18 protein-coding genes and 1 pseudogene are annotated in these 19,910 nt (G+C 66.3%); 8 read left to right on the top strand and 11 right to left on the bottom strand.

Annotated elements, in window-relative coordinates; all coding sequences use genetic code 11:
* Window positions 1-73 precede the first annotated feature (73 nt).
* A complete protein-coding gene (locus ACOOHB_RS03725) occupies window positions 74-1,285 on the top strand; it encodes an LLM class flavin-dependent oxidoreductase (RefSeq protein WP_420443467.1) in 1,212 nt (403 codons plus the stop codon).
* A gap of 67 nt (window positions 1,286-1,352) precedes the next feature.
* Window positions 1,353-2,456 (top strand): NAD(P)H-dependent flavin oxidoreductase, encoded by a 1,104-nt coding sequence (locus ACOOHB_RS03720; RefSeq protein ID WP_420444652.1) that lies wholly within the window; start codon window positions 1,353-1,355, stop codon window positions 2,454-2,456.
* A gap of 117 nt (window positions 2,457-2,573) precedes the next feature.
* On the opposite strand, the gene ACOOHB_RS03715 is transcribed toward ACOOHB_RS03720, so the two are convergent.
* The 3 genes from ACOOHB_RS03715 to ACOOHB_RS03705 form a co-directional block, all read right to left on the bottom strand.
* Window positions 2,574-3,284, bottom strand: a complete 711-nt coding sequence (locus tag ACOOHB_RS03715) for a nucleotidyl transferase AbiEii/AbiGii toxin family protein (RefSeq protein WP_420443466.1) — start codon at window positions 3,282-3,284, stop codon at window positions 2,574-2,576.
* Window positions 3,281-4,024: a hypothetical protein gene (locus ACOOHB_RS03710; RefSeq protein WP_420443465.1), complete on the bottom strand. Its 744-nt coding sequence runs from the start codon at window positions 4,022-4,024 to the stop codon at window positions 3,281-3,283. The genes ACOOHB_RS03715 and ACOOHB_RS03710 overlap by 4 nt, the downstream gene beginning before the upstream one ends.
* Before the next feature lie 102 nt (window positions 4,025-4,126).
* The gene (locus ACOOHB_RS03705) at window positions 4,127-6,376 is read right to left on the bottom strand and encodes a xanthine dehydrogenase family protein molybdopterin-binding subunit (RefSeq protein ID WP_420443464.1); all 2,250 of its coding nucleotides are present in this window, start codon (window positions 6,374-6,376) and stop codon (window positions 4,127-4,129) included.
* Between the two features lie 232 nt (window positions 6,377-6,608).
* Here ACOOHB_RS03705 and ACOOHB_RS03700 point away from each other — a divergent pair, with 232 nt between their 5' ends.
* The 4 genes and pseudogenes from ACOOHB_RS03700 (at window position 6,609) to ACOOHB_RS03685 (ending at window position 8,710) form a co-directional block, all read left to right on the top strand.
* The gene (locus ACOOHB_RS03700) at window positions 6,609-6,866 is read left to right on the top strand and encodes a hypothetical protein (RefSeq protein ID WP_420443463.1); all 258 of its coding nucleotides are present in this window, start codon (window positions 6,609-6,611) and stop codon (window positions 6,864-6,866) included.
* A gap of 12 nt (window positions 6,867-6,878) precedes the next feature.
* Window positions 6,879-7,133, top strand: a pseudogene (locus tag ACOOHB_RS03695) (redoxin domain-containing protein); the annotation flags it as partial.
* Between the two features lie 57 nt (window positions 7,134-7,190).
* A complete protein-coding gene (locus ACOOHB_RS03690; RefSeq protein WP_420444651.1) occupies window positions 7,191-7,784 on the top strand; it encodes a protein-disulfide reductase DsbD domain-containing protein in 594 nt (197 codons plus the stop codon).
* Window positions 7,785-7,804: 20 nt separating this feature from the next.
* Entirely contained in the window at window positions 7,805-8,710 is a 906-nt protein-coding gene (locus ACOOHB_RS03685; protein WP_420443462.1) for an aminotransferase class IV, read from the top strand.
* Between the two features lie 9 nt (window positions 8,711-8,719).
* Here ACOOHB_RS03685 and ACOOHB_RS03680 read toward each other — a convergent pair whose 3' ends face one another.
* From ACOOHB_RS03680 to ACOOHB_RS03645, 8 genes are all read right to left on the bottom strand, one after another.
* Entirely contained in the window at window positions 8,720-9,427 is a 708-nt protein-coding gene (locus ACOOHB_RS03680; protein WP_420443461.1) for a hypothetical protein, read from the bottom strand.
* A 132-nt stretch (window positions 9,428-9,559) separates the two neighbouring features.
* Window positions 9,560-10,174, bottom strand: coding sequence for a hypothetical protein (locus ACOOHB_RS03675; protein ID WP_420443460.1), 615 nt, complete (start codon window positions 10,172-10,174; stop codon window positions 9,560-9,562).
* A 19-nt stretch (window positions 10,175-10,193) separates the two neighbouring features.
* Window positions 10,194-11,069 (bottom strand): alpha/beta fold hydrolase, encoded by an 876-nt coding sequence (locus ACOOHB_RS03670; protein WP_420443459.1) that lies wholly within the window; start codon window positions 11,067-11,069, stop codon window positions 10,194-10,196.
* An 81-nt stretch (window positions 11,070-11,150) separates the two neighbouring features.
* Window positions 11,151-13,373, bottom strand: coding sequence for a catalase/peroxidase HPI (gene katG / locus ACOOHB_RS03665; RefSeq protein WP_420443458.1), 2,223 nt, complete (start codon window positions 13,371-13,373; stop codon window positions 11,151-11,153).
* A gap of 112 nt (window positions 13,374-13,485) precedes the next feature.
* Window positions 13,486-13,926, bottom strand: a complete 441-nt coding sequence (locus ACOOHB_RS03660; protein WP_420443457.1) for a Fur family transcriptional regulator — start codon at window positions 13,924-13,926, stop codon at window positions 13,486-13,488.
* A gap of 86 nt (window positions 13,927-14,012) precedes the next feature.
* Complete coding sequence (locus tag ACOOHB_RS03655) at window positions 14,013-15,053, bottom strand: LLM class flavin-dependent oxidoreductase (protein WP_420443456.1); 1,041 nt, start codon at window positions 15,051-15,053, stop codon at window positions 14,013-14,015.
* A 455-nt stretch (window positions 15,054-15,508) separates the two neighbouring features.
* Entirely contained in the window at window positions 15,509-16,216 is a 708-nt protein-coding gene (locus tag ACOOHB_RS03650) for an ABC transporter ATP-binding protein (protein WP_420443455.1), read from the bottom strand.
* The gene (locus ACOOHB_RS03645) at window positions 16,200-16,724 is read right to left on the bottom strand and encodes a PadR family transcriptional regulator (RefSeq protein ID WP_420443454.1); all 525 of its coding nucleotides are present in this window, start codon (window positions 16,722-16,724) and stop codon (window positions 16,200-16,202) included. Before ACOOHB_RS03645 ends, ACOOHB_RS03650 begins: the two co-directional genes overlap by 17 nt.
* A 66-nt stretch (window positions 16,725-16,790) precedes the next feature.
* On the opposite strand from ACOOHB_RS03645, the gene ACOOHB_RS03640 reads away from it, so the two are divergent.
* Together ACOOHB_RS03640 and ACOOHB_RS03635 are read left to right on the top strand one after the other, a co-directional pair.
* Window positions 16,791-17,483 (top strand): ABC transporter ATP-binding protein, encoded by a 693-nt coding sequence (locus tag ACOOHB_RS03640; protein ID WP_420443453.1) that lies wholly within the window; start codon window positions 16,791-16,793, stop codon window positions 17,481-17,483.
* Window positions 17,484-17,533: 50 nt separating this feature from the next.
* A complete protein-coding gene (locus ACOOHB_RS03635) occupies window positions 17,534-19,888 on the top strand; it encodes an FtsX-like permease family protein (RefSeq protein ID WP_420443452.1) in 2,355 nt (784 codons plus the stop codon).
* Window positions 19,889-19,910: the final 22 nt, after the last annotated feature.

Raw genomic sequence — 19,910 nt, 5'->3', positions numbered from 1 at the left:
GGCGCAGCATCAGCCAGCGATACAGCCATGATCGCTCGTTCCGGCGCCGCAGCGCTTCGGTAGTGTCCCGAGGGTGAAATTCGCCGCGTTCCTGGCCCCCCATCATCTTCCCGGGGAGAGTCCTGCGCTGCAGCTGCAGCGAGACCTGGACCTCGTCACCCACCTCGACCGGCTGGGCTACGACGAGTTCTGGTGCGGCGAGCACCACTCGACCGGCTGGGAGACGATCGGCTCGCCCGAGATGTTCCTGGCCGGTGCCGCCATGCGCACCAGCCGCATCAAGCTGGGCACGGGCGTCACCTCGATCCCCTACCACCACCCCTTCAACGTCGCCCAACGCATCGTCCAACTCGACCAGATGAGCTTCGGGCGGGCCATGCTCGGCACCGGACCGGGCGCGCTGCCCTCGGATGCCCACACCCTCGGCATCGATCCCATGCTGCTGCGTGACCGCCAGGACGAAGCCATCCCGGTCATCAAGCGGCTGCTCGCAGGCGGAGAGCGCTTCACCTACGAGTGCGACTGGTTCTCGATGTACGACGCCAAGCTGCAGATCCTGCCGTACCAGCACGAGATACCGATGACGACGGCGTCGATGATCAGCCCGTCGGGAATGACCCTTGCGGGCAAGTACGGCATGGGCGTGCTGTCGATCGGGTCGATGTCTACCGACGGTCTGGCATCGCTGCCGCTGCAGTGGAGCTTCGCCGAAGAAGCCGCTCAGAAGCACGACCAAGTTGTGGACCGGGCCAACTGGCGGGTGATGTTCAACTTCCATGTGGCGCCCACCCGTGAGCAAGCCCATCGAGATGTCGAGCACGGACTGCTGCGGTGGCACAACGAATACAACGTCGACACGCTGCAGCGTCCGGGCCTCGAACCGCTGGCGTCCACTGCGGAGGCCATCGACTTCTACGCCAACCCTGACACCGCCGCGGGCGTGATCGGCACGCCGGACGACCTTGTCGAGAACATCCTGCGAATGCAGGAGATCACCGGCGGGTTCGGCGTGATGATGGGCTTCGTCAATGACTGGGCAGAACCCGAATCCATGTTTCGCAGCTGGGATCTGGTAGCTCGCCACGTCATCCCGGCGGTGCGCGGGCAGCTCACATCGATGCAGGAGTCGAACGAGTTCGTGATCAAGAACCGGGGGTACTTCGACCGGGCGGGCAAGGCCATCCTGGCGAAGATCCTGGCCAATGAGCGCGCCACGGCCGCGCTGAAGGGCGGCGGCACCCCCAAGACAGCATTCACGCCTCGCCTCGGCGCCGATACTGACTGACAGCCGCACTTTCTCCCCGGCGCCGGAGCCCGATGGGGACCAACGCTGACCCACCTAGGGTGCGGGAATTCTGACTCCTGGGGATCCCGCACGGCTCGAAGCCGTCATCGGTGTCACGGCCCCCGTCCTGCAGTCAGGCATGGGTGGTGTGGCCGGTCCTGAGCTGGTCGCGGCGGTGAGCAACGCCGGCGGACTCGGGATTCTTGCCGCGCTCAACCTTCGGCCCGACGCCGTGCGTTCGGCGATCAGCAAGGTGCGACAGCTCACGGAGCGGCCGTTCGGCGTCAACATCTGGCTCCACGACGACGTTCGGACGCCGCCTGACGTCATGGAGCACTCTGACCTGGTTCGCTCGGTGCAGAGCGTTCTCAACGAACTCCGCCCCCGCTTCGACCTGCCGGCAACACTCGAAGCCCCGCGGCCCATGCCCGATCTTGTCGACGCAGCGCTCGAAGTGATGATCGAGGAACGCATTCCCGTGTTCTCTGCGGGCCTCGGCATTCCAGAACCCGAACTGGTCGACCGGTTCCACGAGGCCGGCACTCGGGTCGTGACCATGGTCGCGACGGAAGCAGACGCCACAAGCGCCGTCGCGCAGGGCAGCGACGTGGTGATCGCGCAAGGTCTCGAAGCAGGCGGGCACCGCAGCCACGGCCGCAAGCTCCCCGCTGCGGAGGCCGTCGGCACCGGGACGTTCACCCTGATCCCCCAGGTTGTCGAGGCGATCGACGACCGAGTTCCCGTGGTGGCAGCCGGCGGCATCGTCGACGGGCGCGGCCTTGCGGCGGCCACGATGCTCGGCGCTGCGGGCGTGCTCATGGGCACCCGATTCGTGGCCACTACAGAATCACAGGCCAGCCAGCTCTGGAAGGACCGCCTCATTTCGGGACGCGGCACGACCGTGCTCACCGACGGATTCACCGGCCAGTGGGCCCGGGTCCTGAGATCGGAGTTCACCAGTCACTGGGCAGAACATGGCGGAATGCCGCTGCCTGGCCTGCTGCAGGCAGCGGCACGTGCCGACCTCCAGCGGGCCGCGGTGGCGGCCGATGACGACCAGATGCAGCCGCTCTATGCCGGCGCCGGGTTCGACTTGCTCCACGACTTGCCGGGCGCAGGCGACGTCGTCAACAGCGTCGTCGAGGAAGCGAGACAACTCCTCGGCCGGTGACAGCGACGATTGCCGTTGTCTCGACCCGTCGGCGGCGCTCGCCAAGCCGAGTCGGTGTCGAGGTCCAGAATGCGGACAATCGCGCTGGTGCGCTCAGCATGGCGCTCGGCCGTCCGGTCAATCAAAGGCGGTGGCCAGCCAGGCAGCCAGTTCCGGTTGGCGCTGGTGCCAGTAGGACGAGACTGTCGTGAAGCTCGCCTCCGGCGCTGCCTCTGCAAGCCATGGGTCGTCGGCCACGTCGTCGAAAGAGCCGAGTGCCTTCACAATGTGCGCCACGCTCACGTGCTCCAGATCGACTCCGTACCGCTCGGCGTACAGACGCAGCCCCATTTGCGGACCAATGCCGGCATCAGCGTCGATGCGCATGAGGTCGAAATAGTCCCGGAGCTCACCTCGATCGCCGATCACCTTGTACTTGGTTGCTGCGATGTCGCGAACCGATCCAACGGCCAATTCCTCGATGAGCACCGGCGGATCGATCTGTCTCTGATCACGCGCATGCAGGAACTGCACTTTCACACCGTCCACCTCGCAGTTGAGCGTGCCGTCTGCAAGTGCCATAGCCGAGACCTCTGCCGCGGTTCGCAGGTCGTCCAGGACCGCCTCTGGTTCGAACGTTTCATGCACGAAGACATCGAGGTCTCGGCTGCGCCGGTGCCGCAGATGCACAGCCAACGCTGTTCCGCCCATCAGAACGCCCGACGGCGGCGAGGCCGCAGCAACTATCGGCCAACAAGCGCGGGTCTGCGGATCGAGCACATCGGACCAGTTCTCGAGGGTGTCGCCGCCGGGTTCCTCGCCACTGCGTTCCTCGTCGCGCGGATTCATTGCGACGCGGGACAGCGATGTGCCAGGGTGTTCTCTATGAGTGCACGCGTCGTGGGCTGGGTCGATCTCAGCCTCAAGCAGTTTCGGAGCGCATCGATGGAAATGTGCACTGACGCCCACAGCGCGCCGCCGGCCGACGGGCCATTGAGCAGCCGGTTGGCGACGTAGGCCTCGTCGTCCGGTAGCCGCAGCGACGACGGATCTGGGTGGTTCCAGAACAGCGACCAGAATTGGCACGGCAAGGGTCCCGAATGCACCTGCGTCGGCGATGGCGGAGGCAGCCGTACACCTGTGGCCTGAGCAAGCAGCTGCTCGAAATCTGGGGAGGCAACCGCAGGCTCCCAGACACTGACCTCACGTACGCCACTGCGGCGGCCCCGCTCCGAGGCACGAATTCTCACCGTGCCGCGTGCGGACAGCGTGTTCAGCGCGTGGCGCGCCGCTGACCACGACACCCTTGCGGCCCTGGCAACGTCCGCAACGCTGCGGAGACTGGCGGACGACGTCACCGCAGCGAGCACCAAGCGCTCGACTCGGCTGAGCTGGTCCGGTGACTCGGCACACGAAGCTCCGACGTCGTCCGGCTGTCGTGCCTCCACAGCCATGCACCGCTCACGGGCCGCCTCACGGACGAAGCGCGCAATTGTCTCGCCGGAGACAAGTGCGGCCTCGCGGATCCGGTCGAGATCCTGTTGACCGATCCTCAGCGAGAACTGCACCGAGCGGAGCTGGGCGGCCATGGATTAATCGTATCAACAGAATCTCGCGTTTATATATGCATTCGCGAGCAGCTTCCCTTGACCCATGATGCGGCTCGGGGGGATAAGCCAACCTCGAACGGATCACTGCAGTGAGCGCCAGATCTTCTCGGGAGTCAGCGGGAGATCCAGGTGCTCGACGCCGTAGGGCTCCAGGGCATCGAGCACGGCGCTGTGGATCGCGGGAGTGGCAACAACGGTCCCGGACTCGCCGATGCCTTTGACGCCGAGGGGGTTGAGTGGCGATGGCGTCTCGGTCTCGTAGCACTCGAAGAAGGGAAGCTCCGCAGCGGACGGCAGTGCGTAGTCGGCGAGGCCGACGGTCATGGGGATCGCCTCGTCGTCGTAGAACATCTCCTCGTACAGCGCAGCGCCCACAGCCAGCGCCAAGCCGCCGTGCACCTGCCCATGAGCCAGGACCGGCTGCAGGATGACGCCGGCGTCGTCGACGCTCACCAGGCGGCGCACGTGCACCTCCCCGGTTGCGGTGTCCACCTCCACCGCCGCCACGCATGCCCCGAACGAAAAGGATCCCGCTCCGCCTTCGGTTCTGAAGTGGTGGTCGACGCTGAGTTCTCCCAGGTCGGCCCAGCCGAGGGAAAGGGCCGGGGTCCCCACCACGTGAAACAGCCCGCGGCCGCTGTCGAACGTGACATCGTCGGGGTCGGCCTCGAGGAGCTCGGCTGCACGCTCACGAGCCGCCGCAACAAGGTCGACGGCCGCGCCGTGGGCGGCCGAACCGCCGAGCTGCGCCGAACGAGACCCGATCGTTCCCCCGCCGATTGGCGACCTGTCCGTGTCGTCGTGCGAGATGGTGATGAGGTCGATATCGAGGCCGAGCTGGGCGGCGACAATCGGAGCAAAGGTCGTCTCGTGGCCTTGACCATGCGGCGAGGTTCCGACCACGACGTCGACGCGACCGTCCCGTTCGAGTCGGGCCGTCGCTCGCTCCCCCTCGCCGCCACCGGTGATCTCGACGGTGCAGCTCACGCCGACGCCAAGGCGCATGGCGCTGTCGCCGCCGGCGAGTCGCTCGACCTGCTCAGCGCGCAGCCCGTCGTAGTCCGCTTCGGCCACGGCCCTTCGCAGCGCTTCGGGATAGTTCCCGCTGTCGTAGGTGGCTCCTACAGCTGTCCGGTACGGGAAGCGGTCGGCCGCCACGAGGTTGGCCATGCGCACCTCGAGCGGGTCGCGGCCGATCGCACGGGCGAATCGGTCGACCGCCCGCTCGATCGAACAGGCGGCCTCAGGCCGGCCGGCGCCTCGGAACGCAACGGTTGGTGTCGTGTTGGTCACCACCGAGGTGCCTCGCAGCGTTGCGTGTGCGATGTCGTAGACACCAGTTCCGCTGTTGCGCAGGTTGGTGGTGACGTTGGTGCCCATGGCCGGGTACGCACCGCTGTCCTGCAATGCATCCACTGAATAGGCCACGATCGTGCCGTCGCGATTGCCGCCGATGCGGATTCGATGGCACGAGGCTCGTCCGTGGCCCATCGCCAACGACGCTTCCGAGCGGGTCTGTGCCCAGCGAATGGGCCGCCCGAGCTCGCGTGCCGCCCAGGCGACGGCCACGTCTTCGGGGTAGCAGCCCCATCCCCCTTTGGCGCCGAATCCGCCTCCGACGTCAGGCGAGATGGCCCTCACCGTTCCGGGTTCGAGGCCGAGCAAAGTCTCGATGACGTGCTTGGCCCCCGCCGGTCGTTGGGAGCAGACCCAGGCCGTACAGCGACCGTCGGGACCCCACGACGACGCGCCGGCGAGCGGTTCGATTGGGTGCGGTCCCAGCCGCGGGTGCGCCAGGTCGAACTCCACCGTCACGTCGCAGCCAGCCCACACCTCTTCGGGGACGGGGTCAAGCTCCCAGGCGAGGGCGACATTCGTCCCGGCGTGCTCATGCAGCAGAGTCTCACCACCGAGGCTGGCATCAAGGTCGACGACCGCGGGCAGCGGTTCGTAGTCGACGACGACCAGCTCGGCTGCGTCCACCGCCGCTGCACGCGTCTCGGCGATGACCAGGGCGATGGGCTCGCCGACGAAACGCACGGTGTCATTGGCCATGAGCGGTCGCCACAGGTCGCGGTTCATCGAGGGCAGCCGGGGCGGAAATGGCCAGCCGTCTACCTCGGGCCCGAGGTAGACCGCGATCACCCCGTCGGCCTCGCGAGCCTCCTGCACATCGACCGAATCGAGCCGCGCATGGGCTTCAGCCGAGCGCACGAAGGTGGCGTGCGCCGCGCCAGCCAGCTCGGGGACATCGAGTCCGTCGATGTAGGTGCTCTGGCCGCGCAGCAGCGGCTCGTCTTCACGCCGACCGCTGAATCCTGATGTAGCCACGGCAGCAACGTAGCTCCCCGCCCCTACGGCGAGCGCGGCGCTCCCGGACAGCGGGTTTGGCGCCCGGCTGGCCGCTTGACTGAAGAAATCTGTTGCCGAGCGCGTGGCCAAGCGCTCCTGGCAGGGACCAGCTCGGTCCTGTTGGGGCGCTCGTACCGGGAAACGCGGACAACGAGCGTGCAATGATCAACGCCGCAGAACAGCACTTCACGGCAGACGATGGGAGCGTGTGATGGAAATCACGGTTGACACCAGAGGCGGCCCGTCGAATGGTCCGTACTTCGAGGACGCCGAGGGCTTCAACATGCCGGAGCCGCCTGGCAACGGGAGCCGCCGTATCCCGTTAGGAGACTTCCCGACCGGACCCCAGGTTGGAACCCGGTTGCCCGACATCGTCGCGACCGACCAGTCGGGTCGGCTGGTCGACGTGCACGCCGACCGGGCTGGCCAGCCGGCGGTGGTCGTGTTCTATCGGTCGGCTGTGTGGTGACCGCCATGCCGCACCCAGCTGGTCGAGCTGGAACGAGGCATGGACACCTACCGCGAGGCGGGCGTTCGCCTATATGCGCTGAGCTACGACGAGCCTGATGCGCTCGCCGACTACACCACGGCCCACGACACAACCTTCACCATGCTGTCGGACCCCAACAGTGAGGTAATCACGTCGTTCGGGATCCTCAACACGCTCATCCCGCCAGACGATCATCCGTGGTACGGCCTCCCGTTCCCCGGCGCGTACGTCATCGACGCTGACGGGACAATCGTCGCCAAGTTCTTCGAACACAACTTCGCCGTGCGCTCCGGTCCCGAGCAAATGCTCGCGGCCGCGCTCGGTCAGGAGTTTGCGGTCGCGGCCGCGCAGCGGCCCGTCGACAAGGTTTCAGCGGAAGTGACCATCAACGGAGATCGGCTGCCGATGGGCGTCACTCGCCACATCGTCGCCACCTTCCGGGTGCCCGAGGGTCAGCATCTCTACAGCGATCCCGTTCCCGACGGGCTGGTGGCCGCAGCGATCGAACTCGACGACATCGACGGGATCCTCTCCTACGAGCCGCTGGGGCCGCCGACCTCGCCCCTGACGCTCGCCGGATCCGGCGAAACGCTGCAGACCTACGAGGGGGACGTGGTGCTGCGGCTCCCCGTCACCCAGAACGCACGGCAGATGCACAAGGACGACCAGGGCCGCTACGTCATGATCAGCGGCCGGGTTCGCTGGCAGGCCTGCAACGACTTCGAGTGCTTCGGGCCCGAATCGATGCCGTTCAGCTTCCGCGTGGATGCGGGCTTCCCGGTGCTGGGCGACATGGGACCGGGCGTGGGCCGGGTGCCGGCCATGAACGGCGCACAGCACTTCCAGAGACTGATCGATCGCCGCGCCGTCGCGGCGTCCAGCGCCGACGACGAGTAACCCAGCAAACGGAGCCTTCGATGACCGACGACAACCCTTACAGCCGGGGCTGCGCCTGGATCCAGGGTGAGTTCGTCCCGATCGGCGACGCCAAGATCCCGCTGCTCGACGTCGGATTCAGCCGGTCGGATGTCACCTACGACGTCGTTGCGGTGTGGGACGGGAAGTTCTTCCGCCTGGACGAGCATCTGGACCGGTTCGAACGCAGCATGAAGCATCTCCACTTGAACCTGGACGTCGACCGAGAGCAGATCGGGCAGATCCTGCATGAGTGCGTTCGACGGTCGGGGCTGCGGGAGTCCTACGTCGACATGATCGCGACGAGAGGCTGGCCCGGCCGTGAGAGCCGCAATCCTTGGACCTTCCGGAACCAGTTCTACGCCTATGCGATTCCCTATGTATGGATCGTCGAGCCCGACAAGCAGGAGGCCGGGTCACACCTGGTCATCGCCCGGGACACGGTGCGCATTCCCGAGGCCTCCATTGACCCGACGGTCAAGAACTTCCATTGGGGCGACCTGACCCGCGGCGCGTTCGAGGCCCGCGAGCGGGGCGGCAGCGTGGTCGTGCTTCCCGACCTGGAGGGGAACCTCACAGAAGGGCCCGGGTTCAACATCTTCCTGGTTTCGGATGGCGAGTTGTACACACCCGACGCTGGTGTGCTCGAAGGCATCACCCGCCGGACGATCCTCGAGCTGGCTGCCGAGCTGGGGCTGCCCACCCATGTCGCACCGATCCCGGTCGGCGACGCCAGCCGAGCCGACGAAGCGTTCATGACCAGCACTGCCGGCGGCGTCATGCCGGTCACGTTGATCGACGGCCGACCGCTCGGCGATGGACACCCGGGGTCGATCACGACTCAGCTTCGGCAGGCCTACTGGGACGCCCACGACGATCCCCGCTGGACAACCCCGGTCTCCTACTGAGTCGCCCCGTTACCCCTGCGTCAGTTCGAGGTCGGTGCTCACGAGCGGCGTTTCAATCACGAGGCTGTGCTCGGTCCGCTCAACGGTGGCGCCTGGGGGTCCGGCAATCTGCCATGACCCCGGCGCAGCTCCGATGACCCGGAACGTCGTTCGCTGCTGCGGGTTCTCCCGCAGCGGTGCCAGGCCGAGCCGGAGCGTGCTGTCGGCCCAGTCGGCGTGGCGGAGGGCGACCCGGGGGAAATCGACGTCGACGACTTGGGGGCACGACTCCAACGGGGCGGCCGACAGCGCAGTCCACCGCCCCGGACCGGAAGCCTCGGCTGCTGCCAGGAAGGCGTTGAACTGGCCCCGCGGGTGCTCCTCGTCCAGACCCATGCCCCAGGTGAATTCGCCCCGGTCGTCGTCCCAGGTCGGCTCGTACGACGCGTCGATGGCCGACGCCAGCCGTTCGGTGAGGTCGGTCATGCCCCACTCACGGGCCAGTACCAGCGCCGAGGGGACGCCGCGGCCAGCGACCAGGGGCAGATCCGGATCTTGGTCGAGGCGGGCCGACCGGCATGCCGCGTCGAACAGGCGACGGGCCTCTTGCGCCTCCTGGGGGGCCACGTAGAACGCCGTGGTCAGGGCGGCTCGGACCGGCAGGCGATGGTGCACGTCGACCTGGGGGTCGTAGTAGAAGGTGGTGGTCGTGGGCTCGGCCTCGCCGACCAGATCCAAGTAGTGCTCTCGGGCGTACTCCCACCAGGGCCCAAAGGCCGCCTGGTGGTGGTCAGTGCCGTAGCGGTTGTCATGAAGCCTCAGACCGAGGCCAGCTCCAGCCAGTCAGAACGGCCAGATCTTGGTGTTCTCTCAGTGGCAGCCGATCGGGGCCGCCAGCCACTGCTGGCGCAGGTGACCGGCAATCTGTGAGTGCGTCCACGTGAAGGTGTGCTCGCCGTCCCGGATCATCTCGAACGGCTCGTTCCAGCGGCTCTCGGCAGCGATCATCTCGCGGATACCGAGTAGCACCAAGAAGAAGCCCTTGTAGAAGAGCATGCCGTCGGCTGCTACGGGGTCCATCTGGATGCCCCACGGCTCTATGCCGTTGGCCGTCCAGCCCGGCACGTCGTAGTCGCCCCACAGTTGGCGAGGGATGAATGGCCGGTAGGCGTCGGGATAGTTGGCGCGGTCAGGGTCGGGGCCGAACTGGGTGAGCCAGTCGGCGGCCGACCACCAGCCAGTGTGTCGTTCAATCAGCTGGTCCAAGATCGCCACGTACCGCTCGGTCCACGCTGGCGTGCGGTGCGCCAACAGGCCGAGGGCGTAGGAGGAATCGACCAGGTCGAAGCGATGCCCGCTGGCCATCGGCGGATCGGAGCGGTCGTCCCAATGAGGATGGGGCTGGCCGGTTCGCGACCAGTCATCAGGCGTGTGGGCCTTGCGGTCGAGGTAGCGGAGCCAGCCCAGGCTGCGATCGGACAGCATCAGAGCTTCCTGAGAAGAGCTACTGGGCCGTGTGGGCGAGGATCTCGTCCCACACCTGAGGCCAGATCACCTCTGGCAGCTCGTGGCCAACCCGGTCAAGGGTCACCATGCGTGAGCCCTCAATCGCCTCCACCGTGGCTTCGCCATGGGGATACGGCAGGATCGGATCCTCGGTTCCGTGGATGACGATCGTCGGCGTAGAGATGCCTCGCAGCTTCGCCGACCGGTTCTCCTCATCCATGAGAGCCAGCCCGTGGTGGTTCATCGCAGGCCAGTTTGCGGCCCGGTCGTGCTCCCGCTCAAAGATCGCCGTGAAGCGCTCGACGTCGAATTCGGCACGGCTGCCGGCGAGCGCTCCGAAACTCTCCAGCCGCGACTGCACCCGGTCTTCCCGCGTCAGCGGCGGCTCCATCATGTATTTCACGTTGACGTCGATGATCTTCTGGTGTGGCGGCGGCAGCTCTGGGGTCTCCCCCATGAAGATCGCCCGTGCGATCTCGCCGCCGGCAGGCGACGACATGATTGACGTCATCGACCGTATCCGGTCCGGATGATCGATTGCCACCTGTTGGCTGATCATCCCGCCCATCGAGGCCCCCACGAAGTGTCCGCTGTCGAGCCCGTAGGCGTCGAGCACCCCCACCGCGTCATTGGCCATGTCGGCCAGCCCGTACGACTCCTGCTCGAGGTCGAAGCACGTGGTCTGGCCCGTGTCCCGGTTGTCGAACCGGATCACGTAGCGCCCGCCGTCCACGAGACCGGCGATGAAGCCCTCTTCCCACAGGATCGCTTGGGCACTCGCACCCATCACGAGGAGAATGGGAATGTCATCTGGGTTGCCGAAATCCTCGGTCCAGATGTCGATCCCATTGGCTTTCACCGTTCGCTCGGCCATGTCTCTCCCTCTGCTGTGGCGCCGAAGCTAGCCCCGACCCGACGACGTGCCGAAGCCGACACCGAACTCGGGACGCTGACCTCAGTCGAGGTCGAACCGGTCCAGGTCCATGACCCTCGCCCACGCCGCCACGAAGTCCCGCACGAACTTGTCTTCGGCATCGGCTGACCCGTAGAGCTCGGCGATGGCCCGCAGCTGGGAATTCGAGCCGAGAACGAGGTCGACGGCGCTGGCCGTCCAGGTGACCTCGCCGGTTCCGCGATCGCGGCCCTCGTAGACGTGCTCGGTCTCCGACACCTGCCACTGGGTGCCCATGTCCAACAAGTTCACGAAGAAGTCGTTGGTCAGCGCCCCGGCCCGGTCCGTGAGCACGCCCACCGATGTGCCGCCGGTGTTGGCGCCCAGCACCCGCAGCCCGCCGATGAGCGCCGTCATCTCCGGGGCCGTCAACGACAGCAGGCTCGCCCGGTCCACCAGCATCACCTCGGGCCGTCGCTTGTCACCGGACCGCCAGTAGTTGCGGAACCCGTCCGCAGTCGGTTCGAGCACGGCGAAGGACTCGGCGTCGGTCTGTTCCGCCGAGGCATCGGTGCGCCCCGGCCAGAATGGAACCGAGACGTTGTGACCGGCGTTGCGCGCCGCCTGCTCGACGGCGGCACACCCGCCTAGAACGATCAGATCCGCAAGCGACACCTGCTTCGAGCTGCTCTGGGAGCCATTGAACTCGGCCCGGATTCCTTCGAGCGCCGACAGCACTGCCGCGAGCTCAGCCGGGTCGTTGGCCTCCCAATCCTTCTGGGGAGCGAGCCGGATCCGGGCGCCGTTGGCACCGCCGCGCAGGTCGCTGTCACGGAACGTCGATGCCGAGGCCCAAGCGGTCGAGATCAGCTGGGACACAGAAAGTCCTGAGCCGACAATCTGGGCCTTGAGCGCTGCGATGTCGCCATCGTCGATCAGCTCGTGGTCGACGGCAGGGACGGGGTCCTGCCAGATCAGCTGCTCGTCGGGGACCTCTGGTCCGAGGTAGCGCGCCACGGGTCCCATGTCGCGATGGGTGAGCTTGAACCACGCCCTGGCAAACGCATCCGCGAACTCGTCTGGGTGCTCCAAGAAGCGCCGCGAGATCGGCTCGTAGATGGGATCGGTCCGCAGCGCCAAGTCGGTGGTCAGCATGACCGGGACGTGGCTCTTGGACGGGTCGTGCGCGTCGGGCACGGTGCCAGCCGCAGCGGGATCGGTCGGGATCCACTGCCACGCACCCGCGGGGCTCTGGGACAGTTCCCACTCGTAGCCGAACAGGATCTCGAAGAACGAGTTGTCCCACGTCACCGGTGTGTGTGTCCAGATGCCCTCGAGACCGCTGGTGATCGTGTCGCCCGCTTTGCCGCTGCCGTAGGTGCTCGTCCACCCCAGACCCTGCTCCTCCAGGCTGGCGCCTTCGGGTTCCGGGCCCACATGCTGGTCGCCATCGGCGGCGCCGTGGGTCTTCCCGAAGGTGTGGCCTCCGGCGATCAGAGCAACCGTCTCGGTGTCGTCCATGGCCATGCGGGCGAACGTCTCTCGGATGTCCCTCGCCGCTGCGAGCGGGTTGGGCTCGCCATTGGGCCCCTCGGGATTCACGTAGATCAGGCCCATCTGTACGGCGCCGAGCGGGTTGGCCAGCTCCCGATCGCCGCTGTAGCGCTCGTCGGCGAGCCATTCGTTCTCGGGCCCCCAGTAGATGTCCTCCTCGGGCTCCCACACGTCTTCGCGGCCGCCGCCGAACCCGAACGTCTCGAAACCCATCGACTCGAGCGCGACGTTCCCGGCCAGGATCATCAGATCGGCCCAGGAGATCTTGCGGCCGTACTTCTGCTTGACGGGCCAGAGCACACGACGTGCCTTGTCCAGGTTGGCGTTGTCGGGCCAGCTGTTGAGCGGCGCGAAGCGGTGCGTGCCTGAGCCGCCGCCTCCCCGGCCGTCATGGATGCGGTAAGTGCCTGCGCTGTGCCACGCCATGCGGATCATCAGCGGCCCGTAATGGCCGAAATCGGCCGGCCACCAGTCCTGCGAGCTGGTCATCACCGCTTCGACGTCGACCTTCAGCGCTGCGAGGTCGAGGCTCTTGAACTCTGCGGCGTAGTCGTACTCGGCGTCCGTCGGGTCGATCAGCGGGGAGTTCTTGCCGAGCGGCCGCAGGTTCAGCTGCTCGGGCCACCAATGCTGATTCGCCAACGATCCCATTGCAGTGGCGCTGTCATGTTGCACCGGGCATCTGGCCGCTGGCGTCGCTCCGGCGGCGGTGCCGGTGTCTTCAATCGTCATGGGTGCTCCTTAGCTGAGTGTTGGGCCGTTTGTTGAACTGTTGTTTCGGCTGGTTGGGGGGCTGGACGGTGGGCTGTCCGCTGAGCTGGCTGGCGAGATTGCTCTGCGGCCCTCATGCATCGGTCCCCGCGACAGCGGACGCCGCTAGGCACGCGGGGCAGTAACCCCAGTAGATGACCTCGGCTTCATCAATGGTGAAGCCATTGTCATCAGAGGCTTCTAGGCAAGGCCGGTATCCCACTGCGCAGTCGACGTCGACCATCCGGCCGCAGCCGCGGCACACAAGGTGATGATGGTTGTCGTCGACCCGGTCCTCGTAGCGGGCCGCCGAGCGGGCCGGCTGAATGCGCCGGATCAGACCTTCGGTGGTCAACATGGTCAAGGCGTCAAAAACTGCCTGTCTGGATACTGACCCGATATTGGCACGCACATCGTCGGCCAGATCGTCAGCAGTGGCATGCGGACGGGCCGCCACGGCATCGAATACTGCCAACCGCTGTGCGGTCACCTGTATCCCGCGCGTTCGCAACAGCAGCTGGGCGTCCTCAATCACGCCGTCAATATATCAGCAATTCTAGACTAGGTCCAAAATTAGATTGGACCTACATAGAGGACCAATCGAGGCAGGTGCTGCTCGCCTCAGGCACTGGCTAGCGAGACGACCTCGAACAGCGACTCGTAGCCCGCGAGCCCGGGTGGATCGTTCCGTTGGGGCAGCCGGTACAGGATGATCTCGTCGCTCAGACCGGTGTAGTCGGCGATGCGTGCCGCGCACTGGGCCGGGGTCCCGGTGATGCTCATGGTGTCGACCACCTCGTCGGGCACCAGTTCCATCGCGTGGCGCATCTGCCCCTGCGGTACCAGCCGAGCGGCGGCATCAGCAAACTCGTCGAAGCCGAGCTGGCGGAGCTGTGAGTCGTAGTACGGATGCGGCACCGGGTGAAACAGGCCGCAGATAGTGGCTTGGGTCACCTTGCGAGCCAGCTCCTCGTCGGCGTTGACGCTGAGGAACGAACCCATGAGGAAACCCAGGCTGTTGGGGTCACGGCCAGCTTCGGCGGCTGCACTCCGTGCCGCCGGCCGGACGATGTCGCTCATGAAGCCGACCGAAGCCATCACTCCGACGCCGACGCCGTCGGACACCTCGCCCGCCAGCCGCACCATCTTGGGCCCCGAGGCCGACAGGTACACCGGAATCGACGGCCGTGTCGGCTCCCAGGTGGCCCGCCAGCGGATCCGGTGGTGATCGCCGTCGTAGCGCACGGGCTCCCCCGCCCGCCCGGCGACCACGCTGCGAACAATCTCGATGTATTCGCGCATCTTGGCGAGCGGGCGGGAGGAGTCGGCGCCTATGTACCAGTCATTGAAATGGGGATTGCCGGTGCCGATCCCCAGGGTGAATCTTCCGCCGCTGAGCTCGTCAAGATCTCGGGCCGCGATCCCCGTCAGCCACGGCTCACGGGCGTAGGCATTGGCGATGTAGGTGCCGACAGTGACCCGCTCGGTCGCAGCGATCACAGCAGCCGCCGAGACGAACGCACTTCGACCGGCCTCAACCGTGTACATCGAGCCCATCCCCGCGGCCTCCCCCTCACGTGCCAGCTCGACGAAGTCGGCCATCGAGTCCTCAAAGCCAAGCAGCAGGCCCAGCACGGGCTTGGATGTCGATTGCTCGTTCACACTCATCGCATTCCCTCTCGTCCGCGGTCCGACGCAGACACGGCACTCTTACAACTATGGCGAATGCGAAGAAGCATCGCCGCACCGACGGGATCGAGCCCCCATGCCCCCAACCGGACCTCTCACTGGACGCATCGCCTTGGTCACCGGGGTCTCCCGCGACCTCGGCATCGCGGCGACTGTCGCTCGACGGCTCCATGAACGCGGTGCTGCCGTATACGCGACCGGATGGCCCGCTCACGACCGAGAGATGCCATGGGGCCACGAGCCGCCACCACCGGCGGAGCCTCCGTCCGGACGCATGATCTGGTTCACCAGCGGCCAGCACATAGCACCGATGGATACGGAGATCGCCTACGCCGTGTCCAAGGGCGCGCTCCACCAGATGACCGCGACGATCAATCATTCACTCTCGGCATCGCGCATCGTCGCCAGCTGCGGCCACCGGTCCGGCGCTACCGGTCGCGAACGGTGTGGGGTTCAACGACGCGTCCGTCGAGGAGGCGAATAGAGCGGTCGGCGAAGGCAGCGGCCCGGGCGTCGTGGGTAGCCATGACGATGGTGTGGCCGTCACTGGCGAGGGTTCGGAGGAGGTCGACGATCTCGTCGGACCGCACGCTGTCCAGGAACGACGTCGGTTCATCGGCAAGGACACACTTCGGTTCGTTGTAGAGCGCCCTAGCGACGGCGACGCGCTGGGCCTCTCCAGTGGACAGCCGTGAGGCAACGGTGTGGGCGCGGTGAGAGAGTTTGACCGCATCCAGCAATTCGGTGGCCCGTGCTCGGCCGTCAGCCATGGCTCGGCCGTCGAGGAGCAAGGAGATCGCCACGTTCTCCCAGGTCGCCAGACTTGGGACGAGTTCGACGATGGGCAACACGATGCCGATGCTGTGAAGACGCAGACGGGTGCGCTCGTTGTCGGTCAATGTGGCGAGGTCGACGCCGGCAAAGCGGACCGTGCCCGCCGTCGGCGTGTCGAGCCCGCCCAACAGGTGAAGAAGGGTTGACTTGCCACACCCACTCGGTCCCTGAATGGCTACGAATTCGCCCGGGTAGACGCTGATTGACACGCTGTCGAGTGCGGTGACGGTCCCGTCTGTGCCAAAGACTCGGGTGACACCGATGGTCTCGACGACTGGCAACGTGTCACACGTCGAGGGCACGTCGAAGCTCGCCGAGGCGCTGGGCGGTGTGGTCCATCCAGCGCAGATCTGCCTCAAGGTGGAACAGGGCGAAGTCGAGCAGCACACGCATGTGCTCGTCGGCGTCGGACTTGGCTCTCGTGAGCTCTCGCATCCGCCCCGAGTGCATCTCCCTTTGCGCTTCGATGATCTGCCCGGCATCCCTGCCCGACAGCAATGCAAGGGTCACCTTGAGGAACAGGGCGCTGTCTATGGGCGACTGGGCCGGTTCGGGCTCGGAATACCAACGCTCGAGGTCGGTAACGCCATCGGCGGTGATGGCGTAGGTCTTGCGGTCGGGGCCCAGTCCGGGGGTGGTCTCGGCGAGTTCGACAAGACCGTCACGCTCGAGGCGTGACAGCGTTGCGTAAATCTGGCCGAACCGCAGCGGCCGCATCTCGGCGAACAGGCTGTCGTAGGAGCGCTTCAGGTCGTAACCGTGGCGTGGGGTGGTCTCCATGAACCCGAGCAGGGCGTGTTGCACACTCATCGACACGAGTGTGGCACAAGATCGTGGTCCATGCACACTCGGTATACACAGATAGAATAGTTGCTTGTGACCAACATTCGTGCCACCAACTTGAGGCGTGTTCACCGACGCGGAGCCACCGAGATCGTCGCCCTCGACGACGTATCCCTGGACCTCCACCCGGGCGAGTTCGTGACCGTCACCGGTCCGAGCGGCTCGGGCAAGTCGACGCTGCTGCACCTTCTCGGGCTCATCGACAACCCCACCGCCGGCACGCTGTGCATCGACGGCGTCGACACCGCCGGCTTCTCCGATAATCGACGCGCAGAGTTCAGGCGCCGAAGGTTCGGCTTCGTGTTCCAGTCATTCCTGCTCCTGCCGGGCCTGGCCGCGTGGGAGAACGTCGCCCTCGCCGAACTGCTCGACGGCAAGCCGCTGCGCACCCAACGCACCAGGGCATTGGCGCTGCTCGACGACGTGGGCCTGACGGATCGATGGGACCATCCACCCCACGAACTCTCCGGAGGCGAGCAACAGCGAGTCGCAATTGCCCGCTCGCTCATGGCAGACCCCGAGGTCGTCTTCGCCGACGAACCGACCGGAGCACTCGACCAAGCCAACTCGGTGAACATCCTGGCGTTGCTGCGCCAGCTCACTGCTGAAAGAGGGCGGAGCCTCTTCGTCGTCACCCACGAACCCGCCATTGCTGCCAGCGCCGGTGCCAGGATGATCAGCCTGCGCGACGGGCAGATCGCCGACGACCCGGTGCCGACGTCATGAGGTTCGACCGGTTCCGGCTGCTTCACCTTCGACGACTTCGGGAACACCGAATGCGTACGGCCGTGTCGGTCCTCGGGATCGCTTCAGGTGTCGGGCTCATCGTCGCCATGTCGTCGCTGCTCACTTCTGCGACCGCGACGGCCAATGCGACTGTGGCCCTCCTGGGCGGGGCTCGCTACGAAGTCACCGTCGCCGCAGCAGACCTGGACCGGGCACGCGACGCAATTGCGGGCGTCGAAGGTGTCGAGGGCGTCCGCCGCTTTGTCGAAGTGCCCGTCATGGTCGACGGCGACCAAGGATGGCTTGTCGCGCTTGAAGACCGTGGCGATGGGGTCACTACCCGCCAGGCACAAGCCCTGGCGTCCACCACGGGCGTCCGGACTGGGTCAGCTCTTCCGGCGTCTGGCCGTCATGTCTTCACTGGCCCGACCGGGGAGCCCACGGTCGCCCAGATCGCAGGCCGAGCTGACCCCGAACTGCAGGATCGCTACGGGGGCCGCTTTGCGGCCGCTGACCTCGATACCGCGCTCGGACTGCGCGGACACGCCGGGACCGAAACACTGCTCGTCTATGGGCAGCCGGACGCAGCCGCTCTGGCGGCCGTTGCTGGAGACGCGGACATCCGCGAGGCGAGCAACAGGGTCGTCCAAGCCCGCAACACCATCAATGTCTTGTTCACCTCGCTCTCGATCCTGGGAGCCATGGGACTGGTTGTCGGCGGCTTCCTGCTCTTCAACACCATGAACATGACCGTTCTCGACCGTCGCCACGAAATCGCGTCGCTGCGAGCGCTCGGCGGCAGCCGACGAACCATCCTCACCGGCGTGCTCGCCGAAGCCGCAACGCTCGGGGCCGTCGGCTCGGCTCTCGGACTGGTGCTGGGCGCAGCCCTGGCTCGCTCGGTGATCGCCACGGTTCCCGATGCGTTCGCGCGTGCCATCGGAACACCCCTGCAGACCTCGGTCCCGGCGGATCTCCTCGTCGTCGCATGGCTTCTGGGAGTTGCAACCGCGATGGCATCCGCCATCGTTCCGGCTCGCAGGGCGCTTCGTATCGAACCCCTCGAAGCACTCCGCCCCGACGTAGGTGATCCCTCCGAGCATCGTGTCACCGGTCGCTTGTGGCTCATCGGCCTCGGTGTCGCCCTCTTCGTGATCCCACGAGGCCAGCTTGCAGTCGGCGCCGCCATAGCCGGACTCTTGTGCATCGCTGCCGGCGCCGCCCCGCTGATTACGGCGATGACCGTTGCCGTCGCCCGACGGTTGGGTACCAGCGGCGAGCTTGCAGCGACAGCGCTGAAGCGTTCCCCGCGTCGCGTGTGGGGTACCACGGCCGTGGTGATGGTCGCCGTCGCCGTCGCCGTCACCACCACTGGCATGGCGATCAACCTTCGCGACACCTCCAACGAGAACCTGTCCACGACCCTTCACACTGACTTCTGGATCGGCACCACTACCGGTGACACCATCGCCCTCGTCGGCCTTCCGCCGGCCTGGACGTCTGAATTCGAAGCCATACCGGGCGTGCGCTCCGTTGCCGCCAGTACCTGGATCCCTGCTGAGTCGGGACCCCACATCGTCGGCATCAGCGGCGTCTACGGCGATTCCGCCTACCCCTTCTCCCGCCTCGCCAGCGATGACGCACGTGCCCAGATGGCGGCCGGTGACGGTGCCATCGTGCTGAAGCAGACCGCGCTCACATTCGACTTGGAAGTCGGCGACGTCATCGACATCCCTGGCGCAACACCCACCCTGCGACTGCCGATCGTCGCCATCAGTGACGCCATCGCCCCCGGCAGCGGCGGCATGATCAACATTTCCCATGACCTCTTCGCCACCCACTACGGAATCAGCAGCTTCGCTCGATACGAAATCCAACTCGAACCCGACGCCGACCCAGCCGCGGTCCGCGAGCAACTCGACCGGATCACCGCAACCGCACGACTTCCTATCCAGACCTTCACCGGCGAGGAGTTCCTCGGCGACCTCCGGCGATCCGCCGACCAGATCCTCGTCCTCGTCGCGATGATGCTGCTCGTGATTGTCACCTGCGCCGCAATTGCGCTCCTTAACACGCTGCTGGCATCAACACTTGAGCGAACCAACGAATTCGCTGCGCTCCGAGCCATCGGTGCCACCAAGCGACGCATCCTCACGAGCGTCGCGGCCGAGGCCCTCGCCATCGGCCTCACAGGGGCAATCCTCGGCGCTCTCGCAGGATCCGCCTATCACGCCATTCTCGTCCGCACCTTTCGGACCACAACCGCGTTCGACGTCGACTACGCCTTCAGCCCCGCCGCGTTCGCTGCCGCCATCATCACTGGCGTCGCCATTGCTGCAGCCGGCGCAGTCCTCCCGTGCCGCCGAGCCAATCGACTCAACATCCTCGACGCACTCGCCCGCTGAGCCTTGGCCTTGCGCGCTGCAG

The organism is Candidatus Poriferisodalis sp. (assembly GCF_965215815.1).
Taxonomy (GTDB): Bacteria; Actinomycetota; Acidimicrobiia; order Acidimicrobiales; family Poriferisodalaceae; genus Poriferisodalis.
This window is presented reverse-complemented; position numbering and strand designations above follow the sequence as displayed.

What these genes read in the sequence shown, in the direction of transcription:
- ACOOHB_RS03715 (WP_420443466.1), bottom strand. Translation starts at nt 3,284, where the DNA reads ATGAATCCGCGCGACGAGGAACGCAGTGGCGAGGAACCCGGCGGCGAC.
- ACOOHB_RS03710 (WP_420443465.1), bottom strand. Translation starts at nt 4,024, where the DNA reads ATGGCCGCCCAGCTCCGCTCGGTGCAGTTCTCGCTGAGGATCGGTCAA.
- ACOOHB_RS03700 (WP_420443463.1), top strand. Translation starts at nt 6,609, where the DNA reads ATGGAAATCACGGTTGACACCAGAGGCGGCCCGTCGAATGGTCCGTAC.
- ACOOHB_RS03690 (WP_420444651.1), top strand. Translation starts at nt 7,191, where the DNA reads ATGCTCGCGGCCGCGCTCGGTCAGGAGTTTGCGGTCGCGGCCGCGCAG.
- ACOOHB_RS03685 (WP_420443462.1), top strand. Translation starts at nt 7,805, where the DNA reads ATGACCGACGACAACCCTTACAGCCGGGGCTGCGCCTGGATCCAGGGT.
- ACOOHB_RS03675 (WP_420443460.1), bottom strand. Translation starts at nt 10,174, where the DNA reads ATGCTGTCCGATCGCAGCCTGGGCTGGCTCCGCTACCTCGACCGCAAG.
- ACOOHB_RS03670 (WP_420443459.1), bottom strand. Translation starts at nt 11,069, where the DNA reads ATGGCCGAGCGAACGGTGAAAGCCAATGGGATCGACATCTGGACCGAG.
- katG (WP_420443458.1), bottom strand. Translation starts at nt 13,373, where the DNA reads ATGACGATTGAAGACACCGGCACCGCCGCCGGAGCGACGCCAGCGGCC.
- ACOOHB_RS03645 (WP_420443454.1), bottom strand. Translation starts at nt 16,724, where the DNA reads ATGAGTGTGCAACACGCCCTGCTCGGGTTCATGGAGACCACCCCACGC.
- ACOOHB_RS03635 (WP_420443452.1), top strand. Translation starts at nt 17,534, where the DNA reads ATGCGTACGGCCGTGTCGGTCCTCGGGATCGCTTCAGGTGTCGGGCTC.